This is a genomic window from Brevundimonas sp. GW821-FHT09G01, assembly GCF_059416065.1.
The window spans coordinates 1-25,487 of sequence record NZ_JBWKOL010000007.1 but is presented as its reverse complement, the minus strand read 5'-3'; the positions used below and the strand labels follow the sequence as shown (position 1 = coordinate 25,487).

Sequence of the window (25,487 nt, the reverse complement as noted above, 5' to 3'; positions counted from 1 at the left end):
TGACGACAGGGACGCCGCCCGGATATTTCCGGGCGGCGTTTCTTTTTTCAGACTGACCCCAGGGGGATGCGATGAGCGACTACGGACAGATCAAGATCGACCTCACGGGGGTGACCGCCACGAGCGACGTGACCCTGAGTTTCCAGATCCACGGTAGCCAGTTCACCTTTGGGGGCCAGCAGGACCTTTCGTTCGCGGGCATCCTCGGCGTCACCGGCATCGTCGTCAGCCCGATGAACGTTCAACTGAATCTGTCCTCGGGAACCACCCTGGGCGGGGTGATCACCCTTTACGCCGTGACGGCCGGAACAGCCGTCGCGCTCACAACCAACGCGGCCGACTTCACAACCAGTTCGTCCAGGTCGTTCGATGTCCAGTGGAGCACGAACAGCAGTGAAATTCAGGAAGGCAACCTGATCAGCGGCATGCTGACGCTCGGCGATTTCGGACCGGAATAGGTCCGCGTCGGGCGGCCTTCAGAAGATGAAGCTGTCCTGCTGGATGGCGTTGCCGAGCACGATCAGCAGCAACTCGGCCGCCTCCGGGCCGGCCCCGTCCGGATCGTACATCACGGCCGTCGCGGCGGCCGCTTCCCAGTTCGTCGCCTGCAGGCTCAGCACCCCGCGGCCGAAGGGATCGTCGCCCAACGGCCCCAGGTTGCCCAGGACCGTGCTCACATCGATCCGGTCGCCTGTCGAATGGTTGAAGTCACGGATGAGGGACGCATCCATGCCGCCGTCGTAGACGAAGAGGTCGGCCCCGGCCCCGCCGGTCATCTCGTCATTGCCCGATCCGCCGATCAGGGTGTCTGATCCATCTCCGCCGAAGAGAAGGTCGTCGCCCGCGCCGCCCAGCAGGACGTCGTCGCCGTCCAATCCGTACAGCGTGTCGTTTCCGTCGGCGCCCTGCAGTCTGTTCGCTGCGGCGTTCCCGGTTCCGGTCCCCGACCCGCTCACGAACGTCAGGTTCTCCACATTGTCCCGGAGGCTGTAGCTGGTGAGGAAGGTCTCGACCGTGTCGTTCCCCTCGCCGTCGAACTCGACGATCGTGTCGCCGGCTTCCGCGACGACATAGACGTCGTCTCCAAGCCCGCCCTGCAGGGTGTTGGCCAGGCCGAAGCCGCCGCTCAGCCGGTCGTCGCCGTCCAGGCCGATGAGGTAGTCGGCGCCGCCGCCGCCGGAAATGCGATTGTCCGCGGCGTTGCCGATGCCGACGAAGCCCTGGCTGTCGCCGGCGAGGCCGACCGTCAGATTCTCCAGATGATCAGCCAGACGCCAGTCGCGCAGGCCCACGATCAGGCTGTCGACGCCTTCTCCGGGCACCTCGACGAAGCTGTCGCGGAAGTCGGTCAGCACATAGGTGTCGTCGCCCAACCCGCCGACGAGCGTGTCAGCGCCATCGCGGCCCCCATCCAGGATATCGTCGCCATCGCCGCCTGACAGCTGGTCGTCGCCGGCTCCGCCCGTGAGCCTGTCGTCATTTTCCGTCCCGTAGATCGCCAGGTTGTTGACCGCCTGTGTCGTGACCACGGTCAGCGCTTCCAGCCCGCGCCCGTCGATCGTGATCAGGCCGGTCGTCCCCGTGCCGGTCAGGGCGTTGAGGAACACCGTCACATGCGCGACGCCCTGCGGCCCGAAGATCAGGTCCAGGTTCTCGACGTTGACGGAATAGTTGAGCGCGAACCGCGGGTCGCCGACGCCGCCGCTGCCCTGTTCCACGACCGTGGTTCCGTTGACGCCGCCGACATGCACGAAATTGCCCGTGAAGGGGGTCAGCCACTGCAGCCGCATGGTGTCAACGCCGCCGCCGCCGTTGACGGTGTCCAGGCCGTGCCCGGCGCCGGAGGTATTGTACCAGTAGATCCAGTCGTTCCCGTCGAGGGCGTTGATGACGTCATTGCCGCCCAGGCCGAAGATGACGTCGTCGGCCGCCGATCCCTCGATCAGTTCAGCCGCGCTGGTTCCGTAATAGGTCGGCATTCTGCTGCTCCAAGCCAGGCGGTGGAGGGTAGGCGCAGCCGGGGCGGTTCCGCCGCTCACGCTTCCGTGAAGCGGGCGGAGGGCCTCCCTGTCGCCGGATCATCCCACCCGCGGCGGGCGCTTCGGATCCGGGTCGTTCGAAGGCGTTCCACGGGCGCATGACGCGAGGCCGTACATCGCGCCAACCCGCGTCTGGGTCCGGCGTAGAACGACCCGGTCGCCGACCCGGCAGTCCCGCCGGACCGGCGCGCGCAAGGTCACCGTGCCGTCGGCGGTTTCGACCAGCATGACGCGGTATGAGCCTTCATCGCGCTCACGCATGCCGAAGGCCTTGGCCACGCCAGGTATCGGCTCAGCCGGTCCGCGGGACTGAAGCGCCCAGAGCATCATGCAGATCAGCAAGGTCGCGATGATCCCTACGAACAGAAGGATGAGGGCGAGCGTAAGGGGGGACTGGTTCAACGCGAGCCAAAGCCGCAACCGCCTCACGCCGTTCACCCCACCTGTGCCCGGTGCCGCAGCATCGCATCGGCCAGCACGCAGGCGGCCATGGCTTCGACGACCGGGACGCCGCGCAGGGCGACGCAGGGGTCGTGGCGGCCCTTGGTGCGCAGGTCGGTCTCGGTCCCGTCGCGAGTGACGGTCTGGCGCAGGGTCAGGATGGAGGAGGTGGGCTTGAAGGCGACGCGCGCCGTCAGCGGTTGTCCGGTCGAGATGCCGCCCAGGACGCCGCCCGCGCGATTGCTCAGGAAGACCGGTCGGCCGTCCTCGCCCAGACGCATCTGGTCGGCGTTCTCCTCGCCTGACAGTTCGGCGGCTTCAAAGCCCGCGCCGATCTCGACGCCCTTCACGGCGTTGATCGACATCAGGGCGGCGGCCAGTTCGGCGTCCAGCTTGCCGTAGATCGGCGCGCCCCAGCCGGCGGGGACGCCGGTGACCTCCAGCGCGACCACGGCGCCGATGGACGAGCCCGCCTTGCGCACGCCGTCCAGATACGCTTCCCAGGCGGGGACGACCGCGGCGGAGGCGGCGAACAGGGCGTTGTCGTAGACGGCGTCGAAATCGACGGCCTCGGGCGCGATGCGGTGCGGACCCAGCTGGACCACGCCGGCGCGGATCTGAACGCCGTCGCCCAGCACCTTGCGGGCGACGGCCCCGGCGGCGACGCGCATGGCGGTCTCGCGGGCCGAGGACCGGCCGCCGCCGCGATGGTCGCGGACGCCGTATTTGGCCTGATAGGCGTAGTCGGCATGGCCGGGGCGGTAGGCGCGGGCGATCTCGCCGTAGTCCTTGGACCGCTGGTCCTCATTGTCGATCAGGATCGAGAGGGGCGTGCCGGTCGTGACCTGGCCGTCGCCGTCATCGAAGACGCCGGACAGGATGCGGGCCGTATCGCTCTCCTGCCGCTGGGTGACGAAGCGGCTGCCGCCGGGCTTGCGCCGGTCCAGCCACGGCTGGAGATCAGCCTCGGTCAGCGGGATGTTGGGCGGGCAACCGTCGACGACGCAGCCGATCGCCGGCCCGTGGCTCTCGCCCCAGGTGGTCACGCGAAACAGATGGCCGAAGGTGTTGTGCGACATCCGTCTGGCTTAAGCCGCCAAGCGGTCCGGCGTCCAGACACGGGTGAAGCGGATCAGCAGGTCTTCCGCCGCAGAGGGGGCGTCTTCGGACGGGGTCAGGGTCACGAAAAGATGCCCCTGCGGCCGCGATCCGCGCGCCGGGAGGCCCAATCCCCTCAGGCGCAGGCGCAGCGGTTCCTGTCCCGCCACGATCCAGGCTGAGCGCGGCCCGGCGTGGGTGTCGATCTCCAGCCGCCCGCCGTCCTCGACCAGGCGCAGCGGAATGGGCCAGCTCATATAGACGTCGTCGCCGATGACGCTCAGGCCGTCCGCCCCACGGATCAGCACCGGCAGATACAGGTCCGCGCCGTCCGCCGCGCCGCCCTTGAGCCGCAGATGCTCGCCCGAACGCATCCCGGCGGGCGCCTGGACGCGCAGGGTGCGGTCGCCCGCGTGGACGGTGATGGGCCCGCCGTTGAGAGCGTCCTGGGGCGTGATGGCGATGATGGTCCGGGCATGCTCAGGGGCTTCCGGCGCGGCGAGAGCGGCCTGTGGAGGGGCGCTCTGCACCAGCCGCCAGGCGGCGATCACCTTTCGGAAGCGCGCCTCGTCGCCGCCGGTCTGGTCCGGACGGGCGGCCTTCACCGCCGCGCGGAAGGCGGTGGTCAGCGCCGGACCCTCGGCCGGGCCGGTCAGGCCGAGCAGGGTCCAGGCTTCGCTGAGCGAGGAGACCTCGGAGGAGGGACGAGCGCGCATATACGCACCAAGCCACCAACGTGGTGAAGACCGGCTTAACCGTGACGGCTCTCCCGTTCGGACGCGCGAGGGGCTATCTGGAGGTCATGACCGCACCCGTGATCCCGCCCAGCCCGACCCGCGAAGAATATGCGGACCAGTACGCCGCCGCGCTCGCCGCCAACGGGGACGAGACCATCTTCCAGCGGAGCGAGCCCGTCGGCCTGTTCGTCGAATGGCTGGAGGACGCCAAGCGGTATGAGCCGAACGACGCCAACGCCATGGCGCTGGCCACCGTCGACGCCTCGGGTGATCCCGACGCGCGGATGGTGCTGCTGAAGGATGTCGATGGGCGGGGCTTCACCTTCTATTCCAACCGCGAGAGCGCCAAGGGCGAGGCGCTGGCGGCGCATCCGGCGGCGGGCCTGCTGTTCCACTGGAAATCGCTGCGGCGGCAGGTGCGGGTGCGGGGGCGTATCGAGCCGGTCAGCGCCGCGGAAGCCGACGCCTATTTCGCCAGCCGGGCGCGCGAGAGCCGCATCGGAGCCTGGGCCTCGGACCAGTCACGGCCGCTGGAGAGCCGCGAGGCGCTGGAGCTGGCCGTGGCCCGCGAGACGGCGCGCTTCGAAGGGCAGGACGTGCCCCGGCCCGAACGCTGGACGGGCTGGCGGGTGATCCCGCGGACGGTGGAGTTCTGGCGCGATCGGCCGTTCCGCCTGCATGACCGCCTGCTGTTCACGCGGGACGGGCAGGGGTGGCGGACGTCCCGCCTGCAGCCCTGACGGTCAGGCGCCGTAGCGCGCCATGAAGGTGTCGATGACGTGGGCGACGATCTGGGCGTTGGTTCGGCTTGCCCGGACCTCGTCGCCCGTGACCAGCGGCACGAAGAAGACCGGGTGTTCGATCATCCCCATCAGCTCGCCCGCCGCCCATGAGGCCTTCTCGATGTCCTTCAGGCCGCCGCGAGCCTGATGGTCCTTCAGGATGCCGATCAGGGTGGCGCCGAATTCGGTGCGGCCCTTTTCAAAGAAGCGCATCGCCGTCGCCCGGAAGCGGGGACGCTCGGCCAGGACCAGGCGGAAGATGGAGCGCACGAAGCCGTCGCCCATGAAACAGGCGTAGGCTTCCGCGAAACTGGTCAGCTGCGTGCGGGCGTCGCCGTCGCAGGCGCGGACGCCGGCCATCTGGTAGGCGAACTGGGCCGCAGCGTCGTCGATGACCGCCGAGAACAGCTCCGACTTGCCGGCGAACAGGGCGTAGAGGGTGGCGGTGGAGACCCCGGCCTCGCGCGCGATGGGCTCGATCCGGGTCCCGGCGTAGCCCACGGATATGAAGGCCGCACGCGCATACCTGATGATGGCCTGCCGCTTGGGATCGTGGAACTGGGTGTCGCCGGAAGGAGGTGGCATGTTGGAATTCATCGCTTGGTGAGCGACAAAGTGACGCTTCCGCGGGCGGACGGCAAGGCCCCTGTCAGGGACCGTCAGGTCCGGACGAACGGCGCCAGCAGGGGGTGGGCCAGGACCGGCGCGGCGAGGCGGACCACAACTTGTGGATCTTCAAGGCGAACCGCGGCGGTTGCGTCGGCCACGATGAAGTCGGCGTTGAGCCGCGATGGCTCGGTCAGCCGTTCATGGCCTGGACGGACGGTGCCGAGATACTGGGCGATGACCGACTCGGCTGTCCGTCCGCGCTCGGCCTGATCGCGCAGCAGGCGGCGGATGAAGCGGATGTCTGCGGGGGTGTCGACGAACACCCGGATGTCGAACAGGTCGACCAGTCCCGGCGTGCACAGCACATGGGTGCCTTCCACGATCACGACCTCGGCGGCCGGCACCGGCTCGCCGCCCGGCTCGCGGCCGTGGTGGATGAAGGAATAGATCGGGGCGGTGATCGTGCGTCCGGCCTTCAGCTCGGACAGGTCGCGGATCATCAGCGCGTGGTCGCGGGCGGCGACGTCGTCGAAGTCGAAGGTGTTCGGGTCGAAGTCCGGAAGGCCGGCGGCGTCCCGGTAGTAGGAATCCTCGCGCAGCAGCACCGCCGCGCCGTCGGGCAGGGCGGCGAGCAGGGCTTCCGCCAGCGTGCTCTTGCCCGAGCCGGAGCCGCCGGTGATCGCGATAAGGATGGCCATGGCGGCCTTCTAGGGCGGGGAAACGGCGGCGGCTAGCCCGGGGGTTCGACGCCGTCGTTGACCCTGCGTCACGTTGCTTATCCCCGGACGCGCCGATAGCGTGGCTTCAAGCGTCCCGGATAGCGGATGCAGAGTGTGAGGGATCGTATGCTTGGTTTGATGCAGGACTGGCCGCTGACGGTCGACAAGATCATTGATCACGCCAACAATTGGCACGGTCATCGGGAGGTCGTGACCCGCTCGGTCGAGGGTCCGATCGTCCGCACCACCTATGCCGAGATCCATGCTCGCGCCCGCCGCGTGACCCGCGTGCTGCAGGACTGGGACGTGAAGGTCGGCGACCGCATCGCCACCCTGGCCTGGAACACCGGCCGCCACATGGAGGTCTGGTACGGCATCATGGGCATGGGGGCGGTGTGCCACACCCTGAACCCGCGCCTGTTCCCCGAACAGCTCGCCTATATCATCAACCACGCCGAGGATAAGATCATCTTCGTCGATCTGACCTTCATCCCCCTGCTGGAGGCCGTGCTGCCGCACTGCCCGAGCGTGGAGCGGGTGGTGGTGCTGACCGACGAGATGACCATGCCGGCGACGAAGCTGCCGGGCGCGGAATGCTACGAAGCCCTGCTGTCGGGCGCGTCCGAGAACGTCGTCTGGGGCGACTTCGAGGAAAACACCGCCTGCGGCCTTTGCTACACCTCGGGCACCACCGGCAATCCGAAGGGCGTGCTGTACTCGCATCGCTCGAACTTCATCCACACGCTGCTGGGCATGCAATCGACCGTGCTGGGGGCGTCGCCGAGCGAGGTCATCCTGCCGGTGGTGCCGATGTTCCACGCCAACGCCTGGGGCATCGCCTTCGCCGGTCCGGCGGGCGGCACCAAGCTGGTCATGCCGGGTGCGCGCATGGACGGCGCGGCCATCTATGAGCTGATCGAGAGCGAGGGCGTGACCTTCTCGGCCGCCGTGCCGACGGTGTGGCAGGGGCTGCTGACCCACCTGCGCGAGAACAATCTGAAGATCCCAACGGTCAAGAAGGTGCTGATCGGGGGCTCGGCCGTGCCGGAAAGCCTGATCCGCGCCTTCCACGACGAGTTCAACATCGAGGTGCTGCAGGGCTGGGGCATGACCGAGACCTCGCCCATCGGCACCCTGTCCAACATGACGCCCGAACTGGCCGCCCTGCCGTACGACGAGCAGATGAAGTGGCGGGTCAAACAGGGCCAGCCGCCGCTGGGCGTCGAACTGAAGCTGAAGAACTACGCCGGTCAGGAAATGCCCCACGACGGGCACACCTACGGCCGGCTGATGATCAAGGGGCCGACCATCGCCGGCGCTTACTTCAAGGGCGAGGGCGGCGAGATCCTCGACAACGAGGGCTATTTCGACACCGGCGACGTCTCGACCATCGACGAGCAGGGCTTCATGCAGATCACCGACCGCGCCAAGGACGTGATCAAGTCCGGCGGCGAATGGATCAGCTCGATCGAGATCGAGAACATCGCCATGGGGCATCCCAAGGTCGAGCTGGCCGCCGTCATCGGCGCGGCTCACCCCAAGTGGGACGAGCGTCCGGTGCTGGTGATCAAGCTGCGGCCCGGCGAGTCCGAGGACAAGCAGGAACACCTCGACTTCCTGCAGGGCAAGATCGCCAAATGGTGGATGCCGGACGACGTGGTCTTTGTGGACGACATCCCGCTGGGCGCCACCGGCAAGATCGACAAGAAGGTCGTGCGCGAGCGGCTGAAGGACTATCGTCTCCCGACCACTGGAGGCTGAGGTCATGGCGCGGGCCGCGATCAAGGGCAGGGGGGCGGTCAACGCCCTGACGGGCCTCGCGGCCGCGACGCCGCTGCTGGTTTTGCTGGCCGCCATTGGCGTACGCGTCGGCTTGCTGCCGATGGGGATCGGCTATGACCTGCTGACCCTGAAGCTGGCGTGGATCCTCTCGTTCGTCGGCGCCGCCGCGGGCGTGCTGGCTGTGATCCTGGCGCTGCGGAACCTCCGCGCCCTGGGCCTTGTCGCGCTGGCGGGGCTGATCATGGGCGTGGGCGCGCTGGGCGTCTTCGTCTGGCAGAAGGGGCGGCTGGCCGCCGGGCCGGTCGAGAACGTCAGCACCAACCTGACCGACATCCCCGGGTTCGGCGACCGGCGCGCGGACCGGCCCGCGGGTCTTGGTCCCGCGGTGGGCGTCGAGGCCTGTCCCGGCGCGGTTCCGGTCATGAGCCAGGTCGCCCCGCAGAACGCCGCCTGGGCCCTGCAGGAGGTCGGTTTCAACCTCGGTCGGGTCGGTGTCGCCCGGGCCGACGGCAGCCGCCGCACGACCTGGTTCGGGGCCGGCTTCGACGCCGTGATCCGCATCCGCCCCGGCCGCACAGACATCCGCGTCGCCGCCCGCGACGGCCGTCCGCGCGGCGGCGAAGCCTGCCGGCTGGTGACCGAGATCAGCGCGGCCCTGCGCGGCATCGACTGATCGTTTCCGCCGTGGCGAGGGCGCCACGTTCGCGGCCGAGCTCGCCCGGACCCGGTTGCCACCGCGACTGTCGCTCGGTACGCCGGATGCGGGAAGAGTTTGGGGGACAACGACTTGACCGACATCATCGCCGAAGGCGCGCCCGAAGAAGGGACGCCCGAGACCCTGACCTTCACCACGACGCTTGAGCCCGGCCGGTTCCTGGGCCTGAGCCTGAAGAACGGTCTGCTGAACCTGATCACCCTGACCCTCTACCGCTTCTGGGGGAAGACCGAGGTCCGTCAGCGGGTCTGGAAGGGCGTCCGGCTGAACGATGAGGCGTTCGAGTACACCGGTCGCGGCGTCGAGCTGTTCATCGGCTTCATCCTGGCGCTGGTCGTGCTGGGCCTGCCGTTCCTCGCGATCGTCTTCGCGGTGCAGTTCCTCGGCCAATGGGTGGTCTTCGCCGCCTACATTCCGATGTACGTCTTCTTCGGTTGGCTCTGGGGCTTCGGGACCTATACGGCGTTCCGCTACATGGCGAGCCGGACGACCTGGCGCGGGGTGCGCTTCCAGCTGAAGGGCTCGGCCGCCAACTACGGTCTCTATTTCATCTTCGCCGGCTTCCTGAGCGGCATCACCATGGGCTGGTTCTGGCCCACGGCCGAACGCGCGCTCGCCGAAAAGATCTGGGACGAGGTCCGCTTCGGCGACCGCCGCCTGCGCTTCCGCATGGGACGCGCCCAGAACGAGGGCGTCTACGGTCCCTTCGCCATCGGCTGGGTCGGAAGCCTGGTCGGCTATTTCGTGCTGATCTTCGTCTTCATGGCGGTCGCGATGACGTCCGGCATGTTCGAACAGACCGGCAGCGGCGCTCCGCCGGAAACCGGCGTCGCCTTTGTTCTGATGACCTATGCCGCGATGCTGCTCCTGGCGCCGTTCGCCCTGTTGCTCTGGTCGCCCTATCACGCCGCCATGATGCGCTCGGTCGCGGCGGGGGTGTCCGTGGACGGCGCGACGTTCCGGCTGAACGTCAAGGCGCTGCCCCTGTGGTGGCTGACGGTCACCAACCTGTTCATGCTGCTGATCACCCTCGGGTTCCTGATGCCGTGGGTGCAGGCGCGGACGGCGCGCTTCCTGGTCTCGCGACTGACCTCGGAAGGCACGGCGCGGCTTGATCTGGTGCAGCAGACCGGTCGCGGTCCGGGCAGTGGCGAAGGTCTGGCCGACGCCTTCGGCTTCTCGGCCATCTGACCTTGAGCGCGCGCTTCTACGACGGGAAGACGGCGAGATCCCATCCGGCGGACGTCAGGATGGACGGCGACGTCCTGCACATCCAGGTCGGCGACGAAGCCTTCATCTGGCGCCTGCCGGACCTGTCGGTCGAGGTCGAGGCCGATCAGGCCCGGGTCTCGAACCGACGGGATCCGGACGCGCGCCTGGTTCTGCCGGTCGGCGAATGGGCGCCGCTGGCCGGGGACCGCCTGACCGAGAAGGTCCGGTCGCGCCGCCAAAGGGAGTGGTGGCTGGTCGGTGGACTGACCGCGGCGGCGGCGGGCGTGGTCCTGTTCGTCACCGTGGGCGTGCCCGCCCTGTCCGGCCCCGTCGCTCGCGCGACGCCGATCTCCATGGAAGAGCGCATGGGCGACAGCATCAACGGCCAGCTGTCCCAGCTCTTTCCGACCTGCAAGGAGGCGGCCGGCCAGCGGGTGCTGGCGCAGCTGGGCGATCGCATCGCCGCCGAAGCGGACACGCCGTTCGATATCCGGGTGCGTGCGGTGGACGCCCCGATGGTCAACGCCCTGGCCATGCCGGGCGGGCGGATCCTGATCACCGATGATCTGATCCGCCAGGCGGAAACGCCGGACGAGCTCTCGGCCGTCATCGCTCACGAAGTCTCGCACGTGGAAAAGCGCCACGTGATGCAGGCCGTCTGGCGCAATTTCGGCATCGGCATGCTGCTGGACCTGGTGGTCGGCGGCGGCTCGGGCGCGGGCCAGCAGGCCGTCATCCTGGCCGGGCAGGCCTCGGAGCTGAGCTACAGCCGTTCGGCCGAGGCCGAGGCCGACGCCCGCGGGCAGGCCCTGCTTCACGCCGACGGCCTGTCGTCGGAGGGCATGGCGCCCTTCTTCGAGCGGCTGGCGGGCAAGGGCGGGTCCAGCGAACTGGATCAGGCCGCCGAGTTCATGGCCACCCATCCCGATTCCATACGGCGCGCCCGCGCCGCGCGCGCCGCCGCCCGGCCGGGTCGGAGCGCCCTCAGCCCCGAGGAGTGGCGGCTGGTGAAGGCGACCTGCGCGGTCGAGGAGTCAGAGAATCCGGTAGACCGCCTGAAGCGACGGCTGAGGCTGGGCGACGACGCGCCCGTCGCGGACCAGCGCATTGAGGTGCGCCCACACTGACAGGGAGGCCGCCGGCCAGAGCCGGCTGTCCACGGCGGCGTAGAGGATCGGCACCATCTCCGCGATAGTCCGGTCGCCCGCCCGCAGCCGCACCAGGACCTGCGCCTCGCGCTCCAGCCGGTGGGCGCGATAGGCGGCCAGGAAGGGAGCGGGCTCCATCACCGGCGCGCCGTGCGTCGGCCACAGGATGTCGAAATTCCGGGCGATCACGGCGTCCAGGCTGGCCATATAGTCGGTCATATCCCCGTCGGGCGGGGCGACCACGGTGGTTGACCAGCCCATGACGTGATCGCCGCTGAACAGGGCGTTCTCCTCTGTCAGGACGAAGGCCATGTGGTTGGAGGCGTGCCCCGGCGTGGCCAGGGCCTCCAGCGTCCAGCCGTCGCCCGTGATCCGCTCGCCGCGTGTCAGGATTACATCAGGGACGAAGGTCTCGTCGTCGTCCTCGTCCAGGGCCGACGAGGCGTGAATCGTGCGCAGCGGCGGGCGGGCGGCCAGCACCGGAGCGCCGCCGACGGCCTCGGCGAACGGGCGGGCGAGGGGGGCGTGGTCCCGGTGGGTGTGGGTGACGAGCACATGGCTGACCGTCTGGCCCTCGACCGCAGCAAGCAGGGCCTTGAGGTGGGCGTCGTCCAGCGGACCCGGGTCGATCACCGCCACGCCTGCGCCGGGTTGGTCCCGCCCGACGATGTAGGTCCCTGTGCCGGTGAAGGTGAACGGCCCGGGGTTGTTCGCCACGACCCTTCGGATCAACGGCGAGACCCGGTCGCTGCGGCCGTACTCGAAGGAAAACTCCCGGACGAAGGGGATCAAGCGGCTCTCCCGGCGTGGCCCAGGGCTTGCGTTAGGATTTCGTAAACCTTCCGCGGAGTCCCCGATATGGCCCTTTCCATAGCTTTGGCTGTCTCAAATCGGCTTCTGCCCATCGCCGGGGCCTTCCTGTGTCTCATGGCGGCGCAGTTGGCGGTCGCCTCGTGCACGCCTGAACCGGCGCCCTATGCGTCGCGCATCGCCGTCGTCCGCTAAAGCGGCAGGCGGCTGAGATCGTATCCGGCGGCCGCGGCGGCGTCGCGCAGATCGTCGGGATCAGCGCCCTCCTGGCGTTGGGCGATAGCCCAGGCGACAGTGGAGCGCATGCCGGAGCGGCAGAACATCAGGGTGCGCACGCCGCGGTCCGAATCAGATTTCAGACGGTCGGCCACGGCCGCGGCGGTTTGCTCATCCGGCATGCCGCGCATCGGCGCGTGGAGATAGCTGAGCCCCGCCGCGAGGGCGGCCGCTTCGATCTCGGCCGATGAGGGCTGGCCGGCTTCCTCGTCATCCGGACGGTTGTTGATGATCGAGGCGAAGCCCTGCGCCGCCAGCGCGGCGACGTCTTCCGTGTGCAACTGTGACGCTGCGCTGACGCGAGGCGACAGGGGCTTGGGGTCGGCCATGATCACTGTCTCCGGACGCGGACGACGCCGCTGTGACCGACGACCAGCAGATAGCTGCCCATGGCCCCGCGCCGGACCCGGACCGGCTCGCCGGCGCGGTTGTCGAAGCGGACGCGGTCCGTGTCGACCTGACGCCAGATCGCGCCGTCGGCCAGTACGAAGGTCCAGCGTCCGTCGCCGGACTGGGTGGCGCGGGTCAGGGTGGTCTCGATCGAATCGATACGGTCCTCCTGCCTTGGAGGCTGCAGGATGTCGGCGGGGGCTTCGGTCGTACCGAAGGCCTGACGTCGCGCCGCCGTCGCCTGGGTGCGGTCCACCACCAGAATCTCCCCGCTGCGCAGGGCGGTTTCCAGCTCCAGCGCGGTCCGGTCAAAACAGCTGAGTCGTTCGCTGGCCACGGTAATCGCCCGGCAGCCGGCCAGGTTGGCGATCGCCGGCGACCCGGCGGGCGCCGCCTCTTGAGCATTCGCAGGGCTCGCTATTGCGAAGCTTAGGACGACCAGCGCGGCGCTCGAGACTCTGACGACCATAGATCCCTCCATAGTGGACGATGTGGCGTCGTTCTTGTCGCAGGCCGCGTGCATTTGGACCAGCCATAGTTGCTTTAACAGACCAGCCATTGTCGCTGTGTCAGATCGTGTCGAGAATGCGACACCCCGCTGACGTCGGCATTACAGTGGTGTAATTTTCTAGCGCGTCAGGCGAGTCGGTGCCTAACTCGGCAGGATTGGGGCGGCATTCGCGTGCCGCAGGGTCAATATTTACGCAGCCACGACACCTTCACCAAGCAGGTGGTGGCGTCTCAAGGGGAGACTAACTTGAAATTCCAACACAACCGCCGCCGCCTTCTGGCGACGACGATCATCGCTGGGGCGTCGGCCTTCGCCTTTGCTGCGCCGGCCATGGCGCAGGATCCGGGCCCGAGCACCATCGATGACGTCGTGGTCACCGGCTCGCGCATCGTTCGTCAGGACTATGTAGCCAACAGCCCCATCTCGACCGTCAGCGCCGAGCAGATCCAGGCTCGCGGCGACGTCAACGTCGAGCAGATCCTGAACCAGCTGCCGCAGGTCGTGCCCGGCCTGTCCGCCAACTCCAACAACCCGTCCAACGGTTCGGCCACGGTCGACCTGCGCGGCCTCGGCTCGAGCCGGACGCTGGTGCTGGTCAACGGCCACCGCTTCGTCCCCTATGACAAGAGCAACGCGGTCGACCTGAACAGCATTCCCGCTGCTCTGATCGAACGCGTGGAAGTGGTCACCGGCGGCGCCTCGGCCACCTACGGCTCCGACGCCCTGGCCGGCGTCGTGAACTTCATCTTCAAGCGGAACTTCGAAGGCTTCGCCTTCAACACCCAGTACGGCATCTCGGGCTACGGCGACGGCGAGCAGTTCGACGCCTCGATGACCTTCGGCGCCAACGTCGCTGACGGCCGCGGCAACGTGACCGGCTTCGTCGGCTATGCCGACCGTGACGGCTTCCTGCCGAACGAAGATCGTCCCTGGGCGCAACGCAGCAACGCCACGGGTTCCGGCACCGGCATCTACGGCGGCCTGAACAACCTAGGCACCAACCCCTACACGGCCGCCGGCTGTCCGACGGCCAATCCCTGCCGTCGTTCGTTCCGCACGCCGGGCGTGCCTGGGCCGTTCAACAACAGCGACCCCGCCGTCAACCCGACGACCAGCGACCGTTACGACTTCGCTCCGGTCAACCTGCTGCAGTCGCCGTCGGAGCGCTTCAACATCGCGCTGATGGGCCACTACGACGTCGTCGATAACGTCGAGGCGTTCGCGGAAGTCTTCTACACCGACACCCGCAACAACTCGCAGCTGGCCCCGACGCCGGCGACCGGCATCAACATCCCGGTCAGCAACTTCTTCGTGCAGAACAACCCTGCGCTGCTGGCCTACGCCAACTCGCGTCCGAACCCGGCCCTGCCGCTGAACTTCGACCGCCGGATGGCCGAAGTCGGCGCCCGCGTCCAGCTGAACAACACCGACGTCTATCAGATCAACACCGGTATCCGGGCCGATCTGAGCGACAACTGGCAGCTGGAAGCCATGTACAGCTACGGCCGCACCGAGCTGACCACCTCCATCCAGAACGACGTCTCGCGCTCGCGCCTGAACGCCGCCCTGGCCGGCGGCGGCACGGCGACCACCTGCGCCCCCGCTGTCCAACTGCTGTTCCCGACCTGCGTGCCGATCAACCTGTTCGGCGCCGGTACGATCACGCCGCAAGCCGCGAACTTCGTGCGCCTGAACTTCACGGACCGCAGCGTGTTCGAGCGGAACAACGTGCAGGTCAACCTGACCGGAACGCTGCTTGAACTGCCGGCCGGCCCCCTGGGCTTCGCCGCCGGTGTCGAGTACCGCGAAGACAGCCTGGGCTTCACCCCGGATGACGCCAAGAACGCCGGCGACATCTACGGCTTCAACGCCGAACGGGCCGTCCAAGGCAGTTCGTCCTCGAAGGAAGTCTATTTCGAAGCCGCCATTCCGCTGCTTCGTGACGCTCCCTTCGCCCAGTCGCTGGAACTGGAACTGGGCGCCCGCTACTCGGACTACAGCACCGTCGGCGGCGTTTGGTCCTACAAGTTCGGCGGTTCGTGGGAGCCGGTCGACAGCCTGCGCCTGCGCGCCCTCTATCAGCGCGCCAGCCGGGCTCCGAACGTGTTCGAACTGTTCCAGGCCAACGACCAGGGCTTCCCGGCCGTTCTGGACCCCTGCACCACCGTCAACCCGAGCACGGGCGCCGCGCGTACGCTCAGCACGGGCGTTCGGAACTTCTGCACGGCTCAACTGGGCTTCGATCCGGTCGCCGGCAGCTTCGTCGCTCTGAACACCCAGACGGAGTCGTTCTTCTACGGCAACCCTGGTCTGTCGGAAGAGAAGTCGGACACCGTGACGATCGGCGCCGTTTGGCAACCGACCTTCGCTGAAGGTCTGTCGATGTCGCTGGACTACTACCAGATCAAGGTCGAGGACTACATCGGCACGATCAGCGGTGGCGTGTCCGGCATCGTCGGCGCCTGCTTCGCGGCGGGTGCGGCGGCTTCGGCTTCCGCTCCGGCGCCGGTCTCCGGTATCGCCGAGTGCAACAACGCGGGCATCGGCCTGCCGCTCATCTATCGTGACGCGGCCGGCAACCTGAAGGCGCGCGCGCCCCTGGGCAACGTGTCGTCGCTGGAAACCAGCGGCATCGACTTCTCGACGCGTTACGGCTGGAATGTGCCGTGGGCTGGCGGCGTCTGGGGCGACAAGCTCGACATCGCCTTCAACCTGACCTGGCTGAACAGCTACGAGCTGGACGGCATCGAGTACAAGGGAACGGCCGGCGCCTACAACATCAGCGCCACCCTGCCCGAGTACAAGGCCAACATCGCTCTGGGCTACGACATCGGCCCGGTCCGCCTGGCCTATTCGGGGACGTACATCGACGCTCTGGACAACCAGGGCAACATCCCTGACTTCGCCGATGGTGGTTACTCGGGCATCGACGCCTACTGGTACCACGACATCAGCGGCACCTGGCAGGCCACGGACAACATCGAAATGTTCGCCGGCGTCCGGAACCTGCTGGATGAAGATCCGCCCGTCTTCGACAACGCGAACGACGGCAACACCGATCCGAACACGTATGACGTGAACGGCCGGTACTTCTTCTTCGGCGCTCGTCTGAAGTACTAGACCCTACGGAACGTGCGTAAGATTGGGCGGCGGGGCTTCGGCTCCGCCGCCTTTTTCTTTGCGCGGCGCTTGCCGTAGAAAAACCATCGGGGCGCTTCAGGCGTTGCCGTAACATCCCGGCCCACGCGGTCGCCATCCAGATGCCTGACTCCATGATCGCCAGCGTTTTCGCCGCCCTGTTCCTGATCCAGACCCCGCCCGCGCCTCAGGATGGCCCTGTGGTTACGGCCCCGCGTCCCGTCGAGGCCAATGACGGGCCCATCGTCACCGCCGCGCCGGCGGCGGGCGAGACGATCGATTCCCTGCGGTTCCGGGAGGCCGTGGCTTACGGCAACGACCTGCCGCGCGGGGCGCCGCAGTCGGACTATCCACTGGTGGCCTGGTGCGAGGCCCTGGTGAACGGGCACGTGGCCCTGGGCGAAACCCTGAGCGACCGCGATCCGCTGGATCAGGACATCATCCGTCTGGGCAAGCTGGAAGCGTCCGACTTCCGTTCGGCGCTGCAGGCCGCCGAGCCGCGCCAGACGGCCGCCACGCGCGCCGCGGCCCGCGCCGCCGCCGCCGAGGCCGCGGCCAAATGGACGCCGCTGATGGACCAGAACGAGGCGGCGCGCAGCCAGGCCTTCGGCCTGTTCTTCGGCCTGCCGGGCCGCTGTGAACACGCCGCCCGCCGCATCCGGGAGAATATCACCACCCCGCCGGCCACGCCGCGCGACGTCGGGCTGGAGTAGGGGATCAGCGCGGGGATCGGTTCCCGCGATCCCGGGGCAGGTGAAGGCGGACTTGGGCGACGCCGGGCACGCCTTCCCGTTCCGCCGCCTTCAGCAGGCCGTCGATCCCCTCGGCGCCCAGGTCGCAGAGGACCACGCGCCGACCGCCGACGCGCAGGCCCAGACGCATGCCGCGCGGCTCAAGCCCGGTGATCTCGGTCCATGCGAAGGCGCGGGGCGGGAGCAGCAGCCGGGTCTGTTCGATCCCCTTGCGGTTCCAGCGGATCCGCTCGCGCGCGCCGGCCGCGAAGAGGTAGAGGCCCGTCGCGACCAAGGCGGCCACAAGACCGAGCCAGGGCCAGAGCTGGCCGGGCCGCTCATGGGCGCGGGCCAGGAACCCCAGTCCGCCGAAGATCAGGCCTGCCGCGAGGGCGAACAGGCCGGAACTCACCTGCAAGCCGGTGCTGCGAACCGTCTGCCGGGCGCGGGGTGGAACCAGCCGGTCGGCCAGCAACGCCGCGCCGAAGAAGAGTCCGACCACCAGGCCGACGACGGCGGCGATCACCAGCGGCGCCGCCAGCCAGCGCATCACGCCGCCGCGGTCCGCGCCATGGCGTTGGGATCATAGTTGAGGATCGGCGAGAGCCAGCGTTCGGCGGTCGCCACGTCCCAGCCCTTGCGGCGGGCGTAGTCCTCGATCTGGTCGCGGTCGATCTTGCCGACGCCGAAGTAGTGGCTCTCGGCATGGCCGAAATAGAGACCGGACACCGAAGCGGGCGGCGTCATGGCGAAGCTCTCGGTCAGCTGCATTCCCGCGTTGGTTTCCGCCTGCAACAGGCTGAACAGCGTCGCCTTTTCGGTGTGATCAGGCTGGGCCGGATAGCCGGGGGCGGGGCGGATGCCCTGGTAGGTTTCGGCGATCAGGTCATCGACGCTGGTCTGCTCGTCCGGAACGTAACCCCACAGCTGTGTGCGCACTTCCTTGTGCAGCCGTTCGGCGAAGGCCTCGGCCAGGCGGTCGGCCAGGGCCGTGGCCATGATGGCCGAATAGTCGTCGCCCCTGGCCTTGAACTCCGCGGCCTTCTCCAGCTCGCCATGGCCCGCCGTGACCGCGAAGGCGCCGAGGAAGTCCTCGCCGTCCTCGGCCACGAAGTCGGACAGGCACAGGTTCGGCTTGCCGTTGGTCTTGGCGATCTGCTGGCGCAAGCCGTGGAAGCGGGCGGCCTCGACGGTGCGGCTGTCGTCGGTCCAGACCACGATGTCGTCGCCGCGCGCATTGGCGGGCCAGAAGCCGACCACGCCCCTGGCGGTGAACCACTTCTCCTGGACGATGCGCTTCAGCATCGCCTGGGCGTCCATGAACAGGTCCTTGGCCGCCTCGCCGACGATCTCGTCCTCCAGGATCAGCGGGTAGCGGCCGATCAGCTCCCAGCTGGCGAAGAAGGGTGTCCAGTCGATGTGGTCGGCCAGGTCCTGCAGGTCCCAGCTGTCGAAGGCGCGCACGCCGAGGAAGGACGGGCGCGAGGGCAGGGGCGTCGTCGGCTGGGGCCGGAAACGGTTGGCGCGGGCGGTGGGCAGGGCGGCGCGCGCCTTGACCTCCTGGCCGCGGGCGAACTGTTCCCGGATACGGATGTATTCGTCACGGGTGGCGGCCTCGTTCTTCGCCTTATCGGTCGGCGAGAGCAGACCCGCGACCACGCCGACGGCGCGCGAAGCGTCGATGACATAGGTGGTCGAGCCGCGATGATAGGCCGGCTCGATCTTCACCGCCGTATGAGTCCGGCTGGTCGTCGCGCCGCCGATCAGCAGCGGGATCGACAGGCCGCGCCGCTCCATTTCCGAGGCGACGAAGACCATCTCGTCGAGGCTCGGCGTGATCAGGCCCGACAGGCCGACGATGTCACAGTTGTTGGCCACCGCCTCGTCGAGGATGCGGTCGGCCGGGACCATGACGCCCAGGTCGATGACCTCGTAGTTGTTGCACTGCAGGACGACGCCGACGATGTTCTTGCCGATGTCGTGGACGTCGCCCTTGACCGTCGCCATCAGGATGCGGCCCGCCTGCTGGCGGGGCTTGCCGGTCTTTTCGGCCTCCATGAAGGGTTCCAGCCAGGCCACGGCCTGCTTCATCACCCGGGCCGACTTCACCACCTGCGGCAGGAACATCTTGCCCGCGCCGAACAGGTCGCCGACCACGTTCATCCCGTCCATCAGCGGGCCTTCGATGACGTGCAGGGGGCGTTCGACGCCCAGCCGCGCCTCTTCGGTGTCGGCCTCGATGAACTCGGTGATGCCGTGGACCAGGGCGTGGGCGATGCGTTGGCCGACGGGCTGCTCGCGCCATTTCAGGTCGACGACGCGCGCCGCGCCCTTCTCGCCCTTGTAGTTGGGCGCCATGTCCACCAGCCGCTCGGTGTTGGACACATTGGTCCGCTGCGGCCGGTTCAGGATCACGTCCTCGACCGCCTCGCGCAGGGCGGCGTCGATATCGTCGTAGACCGGCAGGTCGCCGGCGTTGACGATGCCCATGTCCATGCCCGCCGCGATGGCGTGGTAGAGGAAGACCGAGTGGATCGCCCGGCGCACCGGCTCATTGCCGCGGAAGCTGAACGAGACGTTCGACACCCCGCCGGACACCCGCGCATAGGGCAGGGTGGCCTTGATGACCTTCGTCGCCTCGATGAAGTCGACAGCGTAGTTGTCGTGCTCCTCGATCCCGGTCGCCACGGCGAAGATGTTGGGGTCGAAGATGATGTCCTCGGGCGGGAAGCCGACCTCGTCCACCAGAATACGGTAGGCCCGGGTGCAGATCTCGATCTTGCGCGCGGCGGTGTCGGCCTGGCCGACCTCATCGAAGGCCATGACCACCACGGCGGCGCCGTAGCGCAGGCATTTCACCGCCTGTTCCCGGAACTCGGCCTCGCCCGCCTTCATCGAGATCGAATTCACGATCGGCTTGCCCTGGACGCACTTCAGCCCCGCCTCGATGACCTCCCATTTGGAGCTGTCGATCATCACCGGCACGCGGGCGATGTCGGGCTCGGCGGCGATCAGGTTGAGGAAGGTCCGCATGGCCACGGCGCCGTCCAGAAGGCCCTCGTCCATGTTGATATCGATGATGGCGGCGCCGGCCTCGACCTGCTGACGCGCGACGTCCAACGCCGCACCATAGTCGCCCTCGACCACCAGCTTGCGGAATTTGGCCGAGCCCGTGACGTTGGTTCGCTCGCCGACGTTGATGAAGACGGGACGCATCAGGAGGCCAATTCGAACGGTTCCAGTCCCGACAGCCGCATCGCCACCGGTCGCTCGGGGATCACCCGCGTCGGCAGGCCAGCCACCTCCTGCGCGACGTGCTGGATATGCTCCGGCGTGGTGCCGCAGCAGCCGCCGACGATGTTGACCAGCCCGGACCGCGCCCATTCCTCGATGAAGTGGGCGGTTTCGTGCGGCTGCTCGTCGTACTGGCCCATGGCGTTGGGCAGGCCGGCGTTGGGGTAGGCGGCGACCAGGGTGTCGGCGACGCGGCTCAGTTCGGCGATGAAGGGCCGCATCAGTTCGCCGCCCAGGGCGCAGTTAAAGCCGATGGCGAAGGGCTTGGCGTGGCGCACGCTGTTCCAGAAGCCCTCGGCCGTCTGGCCTGACAGGGTGCGGCCCGAACGGTCGGTGATGGTGCCCGAGATCCAGATGGGCAGGGGCTCCAGACCCTCGTCCTCCAGGTCCTTGATCGCCTTGATGCAGGCCTTGCAGTTCAGCGTGTCGGTGATGGTCTCGATCAGATAGAGATCGACCCCTCCCTGGTGTAGCGCCTTCACCTGATGGCGATAGGCCTCATAGACTTGGTCGAAGGTCACCAGCCGCGCGCCGGGATCGTTCACGTCCGACGACATCGACAGCATCTTGTTCAGCGGGCCGATGGCGCCGGCGACGAAGCGCGGCTTGTGCGGCTCCTTCTCGGTCCAGCGGTCGGCCGAGGCGCGGGCCAGCCTGGCCCCTTCCAGGTTGATGTCCCACACCGCCTCGGCGTCGAGGTGATAGTCCTCCTGGGCGATGACCGTGGCGGAGAAGGTGTTGGTCTCGCTGATGTCGGCGCCGGCGGCGTAATATTGGTCGTGCAGGTCGGTGATGACGTCCGGGCGGGTGATGCACAGGATGTCGTTATTGCCCTTCATCTGGCCTGGATGGCCGACGAAGCGCTCGCCCAGGAAGTCGGCCTCGTCCAGCCCGCGGCGCTGGATCATCACGCCCCAGCTGCCGTCCAGCACCAGGATGCGGTCCTTCGCGGCGGCGTGCAGGGCGGCGATGCGTTCGGCGCGGGTCAGGGGAGCGGTCATGCCCGGCGACTCCCGTAGGCGGCCAGCGGGCGGATCGCGCTCAGCGGCAGCAGACGGCCCAGGGTCTCGGTGATCCAGCGACAGCCGGTGCAGGACAGGGAAAACAGGTCGGTCACGCGTCGGCTCTCTGTTCGCGCACGCCCAGCACCCGGCAGATGGCGTAGACCAGATCGGCGCGGTTCAGGGTGTAGAAGTGGAAGTCCTGGAAGCCCTCTTCCTGCAGTCGGGCGCAGGTTTCGGCGGCGATGGAGGCCGCGATCAGCTTGCGGGTCTCGGGATCGTCGTCCAGCCCGTCGAAATGGGCCGCCAGCCAGTCGGGGATCGAGGTCCCGCAGGAGCCGCACATGCGCTGCAGGCCGGCGAAATTGGACACCGGCATGATGCCGGGGATCAGGGGAATGGTCACGCCCGCCGCGCGGACGCGGTCGCGGAAGCGCAGGAAGGCGTCCATGTCGAAGAAGAACTGGCTGACCGCGCGGGTGGCGCCGGCGTCGACCTTGGCCTTCAGCACCTCGATGTCGTGCTCGATGGACGGGCTTTCCGGATGGCGTTCCGGATAGGCGCCGACGGTGATGTCGAAGCCGCCGATGCGGCTGATGGCGCGGGTCAGCTCGGTGGCGTTGGCGTAGCCGTCGGCGCGCGGCTGATAGACGCCGCCAATGCCGGATCCGCCGGGCGGATCGCCGCGCAGGGCCACGATGTGGCGTACGCCGGCGGCCTTGTAGCCCTCGATCACCGCATCGACCTCGTCGCGGCCGGCGTCGACGCAGGTCAGGTGGGCGGCGGGCCGCAGATCGGTCTCGGTCAGGATCCGCTCGACCGTGCGGTGCGTCCGCTCGCGGGTCGAGCCGCCGGCGCCGTAGGTGACCGAGACGAAGGCCGGGTTCAGCGGTGCCAGCCGCTGGATCGCCTTCCACAGGCTTTCCTCCGCCTGATCGCTCTTGGGCGGGAAGAATTCGAACGAGACGCGGGGGCGCGAGGCGTCCTGGCCGGCGCGGGCGACGGGTCCCAGCGGCGAGAGCAGCAGGGCGCGGGCCTCGGCCAGGCTGACGGGGCTGGTCATGCCGCGTTCGCCTGGGCCAGGGCCGGGCGTTCGCCGGTCCAGATGGAGACGGTCAGGCCGTCGGTGTCGGGGGGCAGGGCGACCGGGGCGCTGGCGCGCAGGCCCGCGCCGGTCAGCCAGCGGTGCATCTCCTCATCCGCGAAGCCCAGCCGTCGGTGCTGGTGCTCTTCGCGCAGATGCTCCAGCCGGTGGGGGGCGAAGTCGACGATGAGCAGGCGGCCGCCCGGCGCGACCAGCCGCGCCGCCTCGGCCACGGCGGCGGCGGGATCGGCGAGGTAGTGCAGGACCTGATGCACCAGCACCAGATCGGCGCTGTGCTCGGGCAGCCGGGTGGCGAAGATGTCGCCGTGGCGCAGCTCGACCTTGTCCAGCCCGGCCTTGGCGACGTTGGCGCGGGCGATGTTGAGCATGTTGTGGCTGAGGTCCAAGCCGACCGACATGCGGGCGTTCTTGCCCAGCAGGGTCAGCATGCGCCCCGAGCCGGTGCCCAGGTCCACGACCCGGTCGAACGGGCCCTCGCCGGCGGCTTGCAGGATGGCCGCCTCGACGGCGCTTTCGCAGACGTAGAGTGAGCGGATCCGATCCCACTGGGGGGCGACGCGTTCGAAATAGGCGCTGGCGGCGGCTTCGCGGTCGCGGCGAACCTCTTCCAGCCGGCTGTCGTCGTCGGCCCCGGCGGTCTCGTCCAGCAGGTCCAGCACGGTGTCGATCAGGCGGCGCGCCAGCGGATCGGAGGACAGGCGGTAGAAGACCCGCGCGCCGTCGGGGAAGCGCTCGATCAGGCCGGCGTCGGCCATCAGCTTCAGGTGCCGGGACACGCGCGGCTGGCTCTGCTCCAGGATGCGCGACAGTTCCATCACCGACAGCTCTTCCCCGGCCAGCAGGGACAGGACGCGCAGCCGGGTCGGTTCGCCCGCGGCGCGCAGGGTTTCAACGGTCTGATCGGCGCTCAACGACATGTCTTTATATAAGGACATCCTTATATGATTTGGCAAGCGGAAAGCTGGGCGCCGAGCATCCGCCAGTTCCGGGCGCCGGTGTTTCAAGCCTGCAACAAAAATGCGCTGGCCAGACGCACGGGACAGGCACACTCTGGCGCGGTCGATCACCCGTGTACGGAAGCTTTCGATGCGTCTTCGTCAGATTCTGCCGGCGGTTTCCGCCGTTCTTCTCCTGTCGGCCTCTGCAGCCTTCGCCCAGAACCCGCCGCCGCCTGCTGAAGAGCCGCAGGCCGCGCCGCCGCGGGCAGGGCCCCAGGGCAGTCCCGGCGGCGGCATGGGCGCCCTGCCGCATTCCCGCGCCGAGATGGAGCCGTGGGCCGACCGGGTGTTCGGGCGCCTGGACGCCAACGCCGACGGCGCCGTCACCGGCAATGAGCTGACGATCCTGAGCCAGGAGCCGGTCGCCTCGATGGGCGGCGGCCGCCTGCGCGCCCTGGTGTCGCAATCCGACGCCAACCGCGACGCCCGCGTCACCCGCGAGGAGTTCGGGGCCGGGGCGCTGCGCGCTTTCGACCGGATGGATGCGAACGGCGACGGTCAGTTGTCCGAGGAGGAACGCCCGCAGGCTCCCGCGCCGCAGCGTCCGCTCAACATCCCGATGCCGGCGCCGGCCAATCCGATGCCCATGCCGATGCCCGACGCGTCGGGCGGCTGATCAGCCCGGCTCGCCGGTCCCGGAGTCGGGCAAGGCGCCCAGACGGCGCTTGTTGACGTGCCCGTCGGGGCGGGCCTCGGCCGCATCCGGGAACTCGCCCCGGAAATAGTAGCGCTGCCACGCCTGCTTCATGGCCGCCGGGTCGCCGTCTGCCATGCGGTTGTTGAAGTCGGCGCGGACTTCCTTCCACATCTCGTACTGGCGCGACAGGTCGCCGTCGGTCGACAGGGGCGCGCCCACCGGCTCAAAGGCCTCCACGAGGTGATGCTGGATCGGCTGGATGAAGCAGAAGGGCTCGTCCTTCTCGAACCGCACCCGGCCGGGCGCGGTGAAGCGCCAGTTCATCGTGAAGGGGTAGGGGAGCCAGTCAGTCTCGACCAGGCCCTCCAGCGGCGCCAGGCCGTGCTTGAACCGGTTCGGACTGCCGGACGCCCGCAGCGCCCAGCCTGGCGGCGTGCGGAACAGCCAGCCCGTATGGAAGGTGATGACCCCGTGGGTGAAGTGGGACACCACCAGGTGATCCAGCGGCGATCCCTCGACCAGCGGGCGAAACCGGATCGAGTCCGCGTCCAGCCCGCCGTTCCACTCCGCCTCGAAACCGAACGGGCACAGCAGCTCCCAGCCTGTCGTGTTGGCCATGGTCAGCGGCAGGCAGCGATAGGGATGGCGGGCGGCGAAGCTGTCCATCCAGTCGCGCTCCGGCCGTCCCGGTACGAGCTGGGGCGGGTTCGGCTTGGTCGGGAAACACTCCAGACGCAGGGGCGCGGCGGGCGCCGCGGGTTCAATCAGAGGCTGGCTCAAGCCGGGTCTCACATCAGATGGCGAAGGGGCCATCTGATCGCAGAATCCGGCGGCCCGCCAGCCCCGTGAACGCCCCGCGCGTCGTCAGAAGAGCCAATCGCGGGGGAAGGGCGTGTCCGTCGGGTTGTCGATGGCGATCCAGTGCCCGTCCGGCTCGTGCAGCGCCGGCGCATGATCCTCCATCAGGACGTCCAGAAGCCAGGCCCCCGAGCGCCCGTCGTCCGGCTGGACCAGGGGGAAGGCGCCGTCCGCCTTGTCGAAGGAGGCGGGTGGCAGGACCTCGGGGCCGTCCACGAGGATGAAGTCGTCGTCGCGGGGCAGAACTTGCGGTCCGGCGTCCATCGCCTTGGCGGTATCCGCCACCGGCGCGACGGGCTGGGTCAGAGCGGCGCCGCCGGCCTTGTCGCCGAAGTCGGCGGGGGCGGCGGGCGGGGTCAGGTCGCGGGTGGAGCGGTCGCCGAACTCGAGGACCTCGATGCTGGTGGCCAGGATCGAGCCGTCGCGGCCGGCGGTGTTGTCGATGATCCGCCAGCC

General features: G+C 68.6%; 25 protein-coding genes. 9 read left to right on the top strand and 16 right to left on the bottom strand.

Going from position 1 to position 25,487, the window contains the following annotated elements:
• The first annotated feature begins 71 nt into the window (after positions 1-71).
• Positions 72-458, top strand: coding sequence for a hypothetical protein (locus AC07NB_RS13465; protein WP_492312870.1), 387 nt, complete (start codon positions 72-74; stop codon positions 456-458).
• A gap of 18 nt (positions 459-476) precedes the next feature.
• Here the strand turns inward: AC07NB_RS13465 and AC07NB_RS13460 are convergent, their stop codons facing one another.
• From AC07NB_RS13460 to AC07NB_RS13445, 4 genes are all read right to left on the bottom strand, one after another.
• Entirely contained in the window at positions 477-1,979 is a 1,503-nt protein-coding gene (locus AC07NB_RS13460) for a calcium-binding protein (protein ID WP_494571921.1), read from the bottom strand.
• A 99-nt stretch (positions 1,980-2,078) separates the two neighbouring features.
• Positions 2,079-2,459 (bottom strand): hypothetical protein, encoded by a 381-nt coding sequence (locus tag AC07NB_RS13455; RefSeq protein WP_494571920.1) that lies wholly within the window; start codon positions 2,457-2,459, stop codon positions 2,079-2,081.
• 14 nt (positions 2,460-2,473) lie between these two features.
• The gene (gene aroC, locus AC07NB_RS13450) at positions 2,474-3,559 is read right to left on the bottom strand and encodes a chorismate synthase (protein ID WP_494571919.1); all 1,086 of its coding nucleotides are present in this window, start codon (positions 3,557-3,559) and stop codon (positions 2,474-2,476) included.
• 9 nt (positions 3,560-3,568) lie between these two features.
• On the bottom strand, positions 3,569-4,294 hold the full coding sequence (locus AC07NB_RS13445; protein WP_494571918.1) for a DnaJ C-terminal domain-containing protein: 726 nt from the start codon (positions 4,292-4,294) through the stop codon (positions 3,569-3,571).
• A gap of 86 nt (positions 4,295-4,380) precedes the next feature.
• On the opposite strand from AC07NB_RS13445, the gene pdxH reads away from it, so the two are divergent.
• Positions 4,381-5,055: a pyridoxamine 5'-phosphate oxidase gene (pdxH, locus tag AC07NB_RS13440; protein WP_494571917.1), complete on the top strand. Its 675-nt coding sequence runs from the start codon at positions 4,381-4,383 to the stop codon at positions 5,053-5,055.
• 3 nt (positions 5,056-5,058) lie between these two features.
• Here pdxH and AC07NB_RS13435 read toward each other — a convergent pair whose 3' ends face one another.
• Together AC07NB_RS13435 and udk are read right to left on the bottom strand one after the other, a co-directional pair.
• On the bottom strand, positions 5,059-5,682 hold the full coding sequence (locus AC07NB_RS13435; protein WP_494571916.1) for a TetR/AcrR family transcriptional regulator: 624 nt from the start codon (positions 5,680-5,682) through the stop codon (positions 5,059-5,061).
• Between the two features lie 74 nt (positions 5,683-5,756).
• Entirely contained in the window at positions 5,757-6,404 is a 648-nt protein-coding gene (gene udk / locus AC07NB_RS13430) for a uridine kinase (RefSeq protein WP_494571915.1), read from the bottom strand.
• A 147-nt stretch (positions 6,405-6,551) separates the two neighbouring features.
• Between udk and AC07NB_RS13425 the strand changes: the two genes are divergently transcribed.
• The 4 genes from AC07NB_RS13425 (at position 6,552) to AC07NB_RS13410 (ending at position 11,261) form a co-directional block, all read left to right on the top strand.
• Positions 6,552-8,186, top strand: a complete 1,635-nt coding sequence (locus AC07NB_RS13425; RefSeq protein WP_291834864.1) for a long-chain-fatty-acid--CoA ligase — start codon at positions 6,552-6,554, stop codon at positions 8,184-8,186.
• Positions 8,187-8,190: 4 nt separating this feature from the next.
• The gene (locus AC07NB_RS13420; protein ID WP_291834865.1) at positions 8,191-8,880 is read left to right on the top strand and encodes a DUF1499 domain-containing protein; all 690 of its coding nucleotides are present in this window, start codon (positions 8,191-8,193) and stop codon (positions 8,878-8,880) included.
• 114 nt (positions 8,881-8,994) lie between these two features.
• A complete protein-coding gene (locus tag AC07NB_RS13415) occupies positions 8,995-10,113 on the top strand; it encodes a YjgN family protein (RefSeq protein ID WP_291834867.1) in 1,119 nt (372 codons plus the stop codon).
• A 2-nt stretch (positions 10,114-10,115) separates the two neighbouring features.
• A complete protein-coding gene (locus AC07NB_RS13410) occupies positions 10,116-11,261 on the top strand; it encodes a M48 family metallopeptidase (RefSeq protein ID WP_494571914.1) in 1,146 nt (381 codons plus the stop codon).
• Here AC07NB_RS13410 and AC07NB_RS13405 read toward each other — a convergent pair.
• From AC07NB_RS13405 to AC07NB_RS13395, 3 genes are all read right to left on the bottom strand, one after another.
• Complete coding sequence (locus AC07NB_RS13405) at positions 11,169-12,074, bottom strand: MBL fold metallo-hydrolase (RefSeq protein WP_494571913.1); 906 nt, start codon at positions 12,072-12,074, stop codon at positions 11,169-11,171. The two genes, AC07NB_RS13410 and AC07NB_RS13405, sit on opposite strands and share 93 nt — an antisense overlap.
• Positions 12,075-12,283: 209 nt before the next feature.
• Positions 12,284-12,697: a protein tyrosine phosphatase family protein gene (locus tag AC07NB_RS13400; protein ID WP_291834875.1), complete on the bottom strand. Its 414-nt coding sequence runs from the start codon at positions 12,695-12,697 to the stop codon at positions 12,284-12,286.
• A gap of 2 nt (positions 12,698-12,699) precedes the next feature.
• Positions 12,700-13,095: a hypothetical protein gene (locus tag AC07NB_RS13395; protein WP_494571912.1), complete on the bottom strand. Its 396-nt coding sequence runs from the start codon at positions 13,093-13,095 to the stop codon at positions 12,700-12,702.
• 420 nt (positions 13,096-13,515) lie between these two features.
• Here AC07NB_RS13395 and AC07NB_RS13390 point away from each other — a divergent pair, with 420 nt between their 5' ends.
• Positions 13,516-16,389, top strand: a complete 2,874-nt coding sequence (locus AC07NB_RS13390; RefSeq protein ID WP_494571911.1) for a TonB-dependent receptor plug domain-containing protein — start codon at positions 13,516-13,518, stop codon at positions 16,387-16,389.
• 152 nt (positions 16,390-16,541) lie between these two features.
• Positions 16,542-17,120, top strand: a complete 579-nt coding sequence (locus AC07NB_RS13385; RefSeq protein ID WP_494571910.1) for a hypothetical protein — start codon at positions 16,542-16,544, stop codon at positions 17,118-17,120.
• 4 nt (positions 17,121-17,124) lie between these two features.
• On the opposite strand, the gene AC07NB_RS13380 is transcribed toward AC07NB_RS13385, so the two are convergent.
• The 5 genes from AC07NB_RS13380 to AC07NB_RS13360 all read right to left on the bottom strand — a co-directional run bounded on the left by AC07NB_RS13380 (position 17,125) and on the right by AC07NB_RS13360 (position 23,455).
• Entirely contained in the window at positions 17,125-17,691 is a 567-nt protein-coding gene (locus tag AC07NB_RS13380; RefSeq protein ID WP_494571909.1) for a hypothetical protein, read from the bottom strand.
• On the bottom strand, positions 17,688-20,354 hold the full coding sequence (gene metH, locus AC07NB_RS13375; RefSeq protein WP_494571908.1) for a methionine synthase: 2,667 nt from the start codon (positions 20,352-20,354) through the stop codon (positions 17,688-17,690). The genes AC07NB_RS13380 and metH overlap by 4 nt, the downstream gene beginning before the upstream one ends.
• Positions 20,354-21,433: a homocysteine S-methyltransferase family protein gene (locus AC07NB_RS13370; protein WP_494571907.1), complete on the bottom strand. Its 1,080-nt coding sequence runs from the start codon at positions 21,431-21,433 to the stop codon at positions 20,354-20,356. The genes metH and AC07NB_RS13370 overlap by 1 nt, the downstream gene beginning before the upstream one ends.
• A 112-nt stretch (positions 21,434-21,545) precedes the next feature.
• Complete coding sequence (gene metF / locus AC07NB_RS13365; RefSeq protein ID WP_492312886.1) at positions 21,546-22,496, bottom strand: methylenetetrahydrofolate reductase [NAD(P)H]; 951 nt, start codon at positions 22,494-22,496, stop codon at positions 21,546-21,548.
• Positions 22,493-23,455: an ArsR/SmtB family transcription factor gene (locus AC07NB_RS13360; RefSeq protein WP_494571906.1), complete on the bottom strand. Its 963-nt coding sequence runs from the start codon at positions 23,453-23,455 to the stop codon at positions 22,493-22,495. Before AC07NB_RS13360 ends, metF begins: the two co-directional genes overlap by 4 nt.
• 169 nt (positions 23,456-23,624) lie before the next feature.
• On the opposite strand from AC07NB_RS13360, the gene AC07NB_RS13355 reads away from it, so the two are divergent.
• Positions 23,625-24,152 carry an EF-hand domain-containing protein gene (locus tag AC07NB_RS13355; RefSeq protein WP_494571905.1) on the top strand — a complete coding sequence of 176 codons (528 nt, stop codon included), beginning with the start codon at positions 23,625-23,627 and terminating at the stop codon, positions 24,150-24,152.
• Here AC07NB_RS13355 and AC07NB_RS13350 read toward each other — a convergent pair whose 3' ends face one another.
• On the bottom strand, positions 24,153-24,911 hold the full coding sequence (locus tag AC07NB_RS13350; protein WP_492313593.1) for a DUF6065 family protein: 759 nt from the start codon (positions 24,909-24,911) through the stop codon (positions 24,153-24,155). It lies immediately after the preceding gene.
• A gap of 126 nt (positions 24,912-25,037) precedes the next feature.
• Positions 25,038-25,487, bottom strand: a 450-nt coding sequence (locus AC07NB_RS13345) for a hypothetical protein (protein ID WP_494571904.1), incomplete at its 5' end; no start/stop codon positions are given.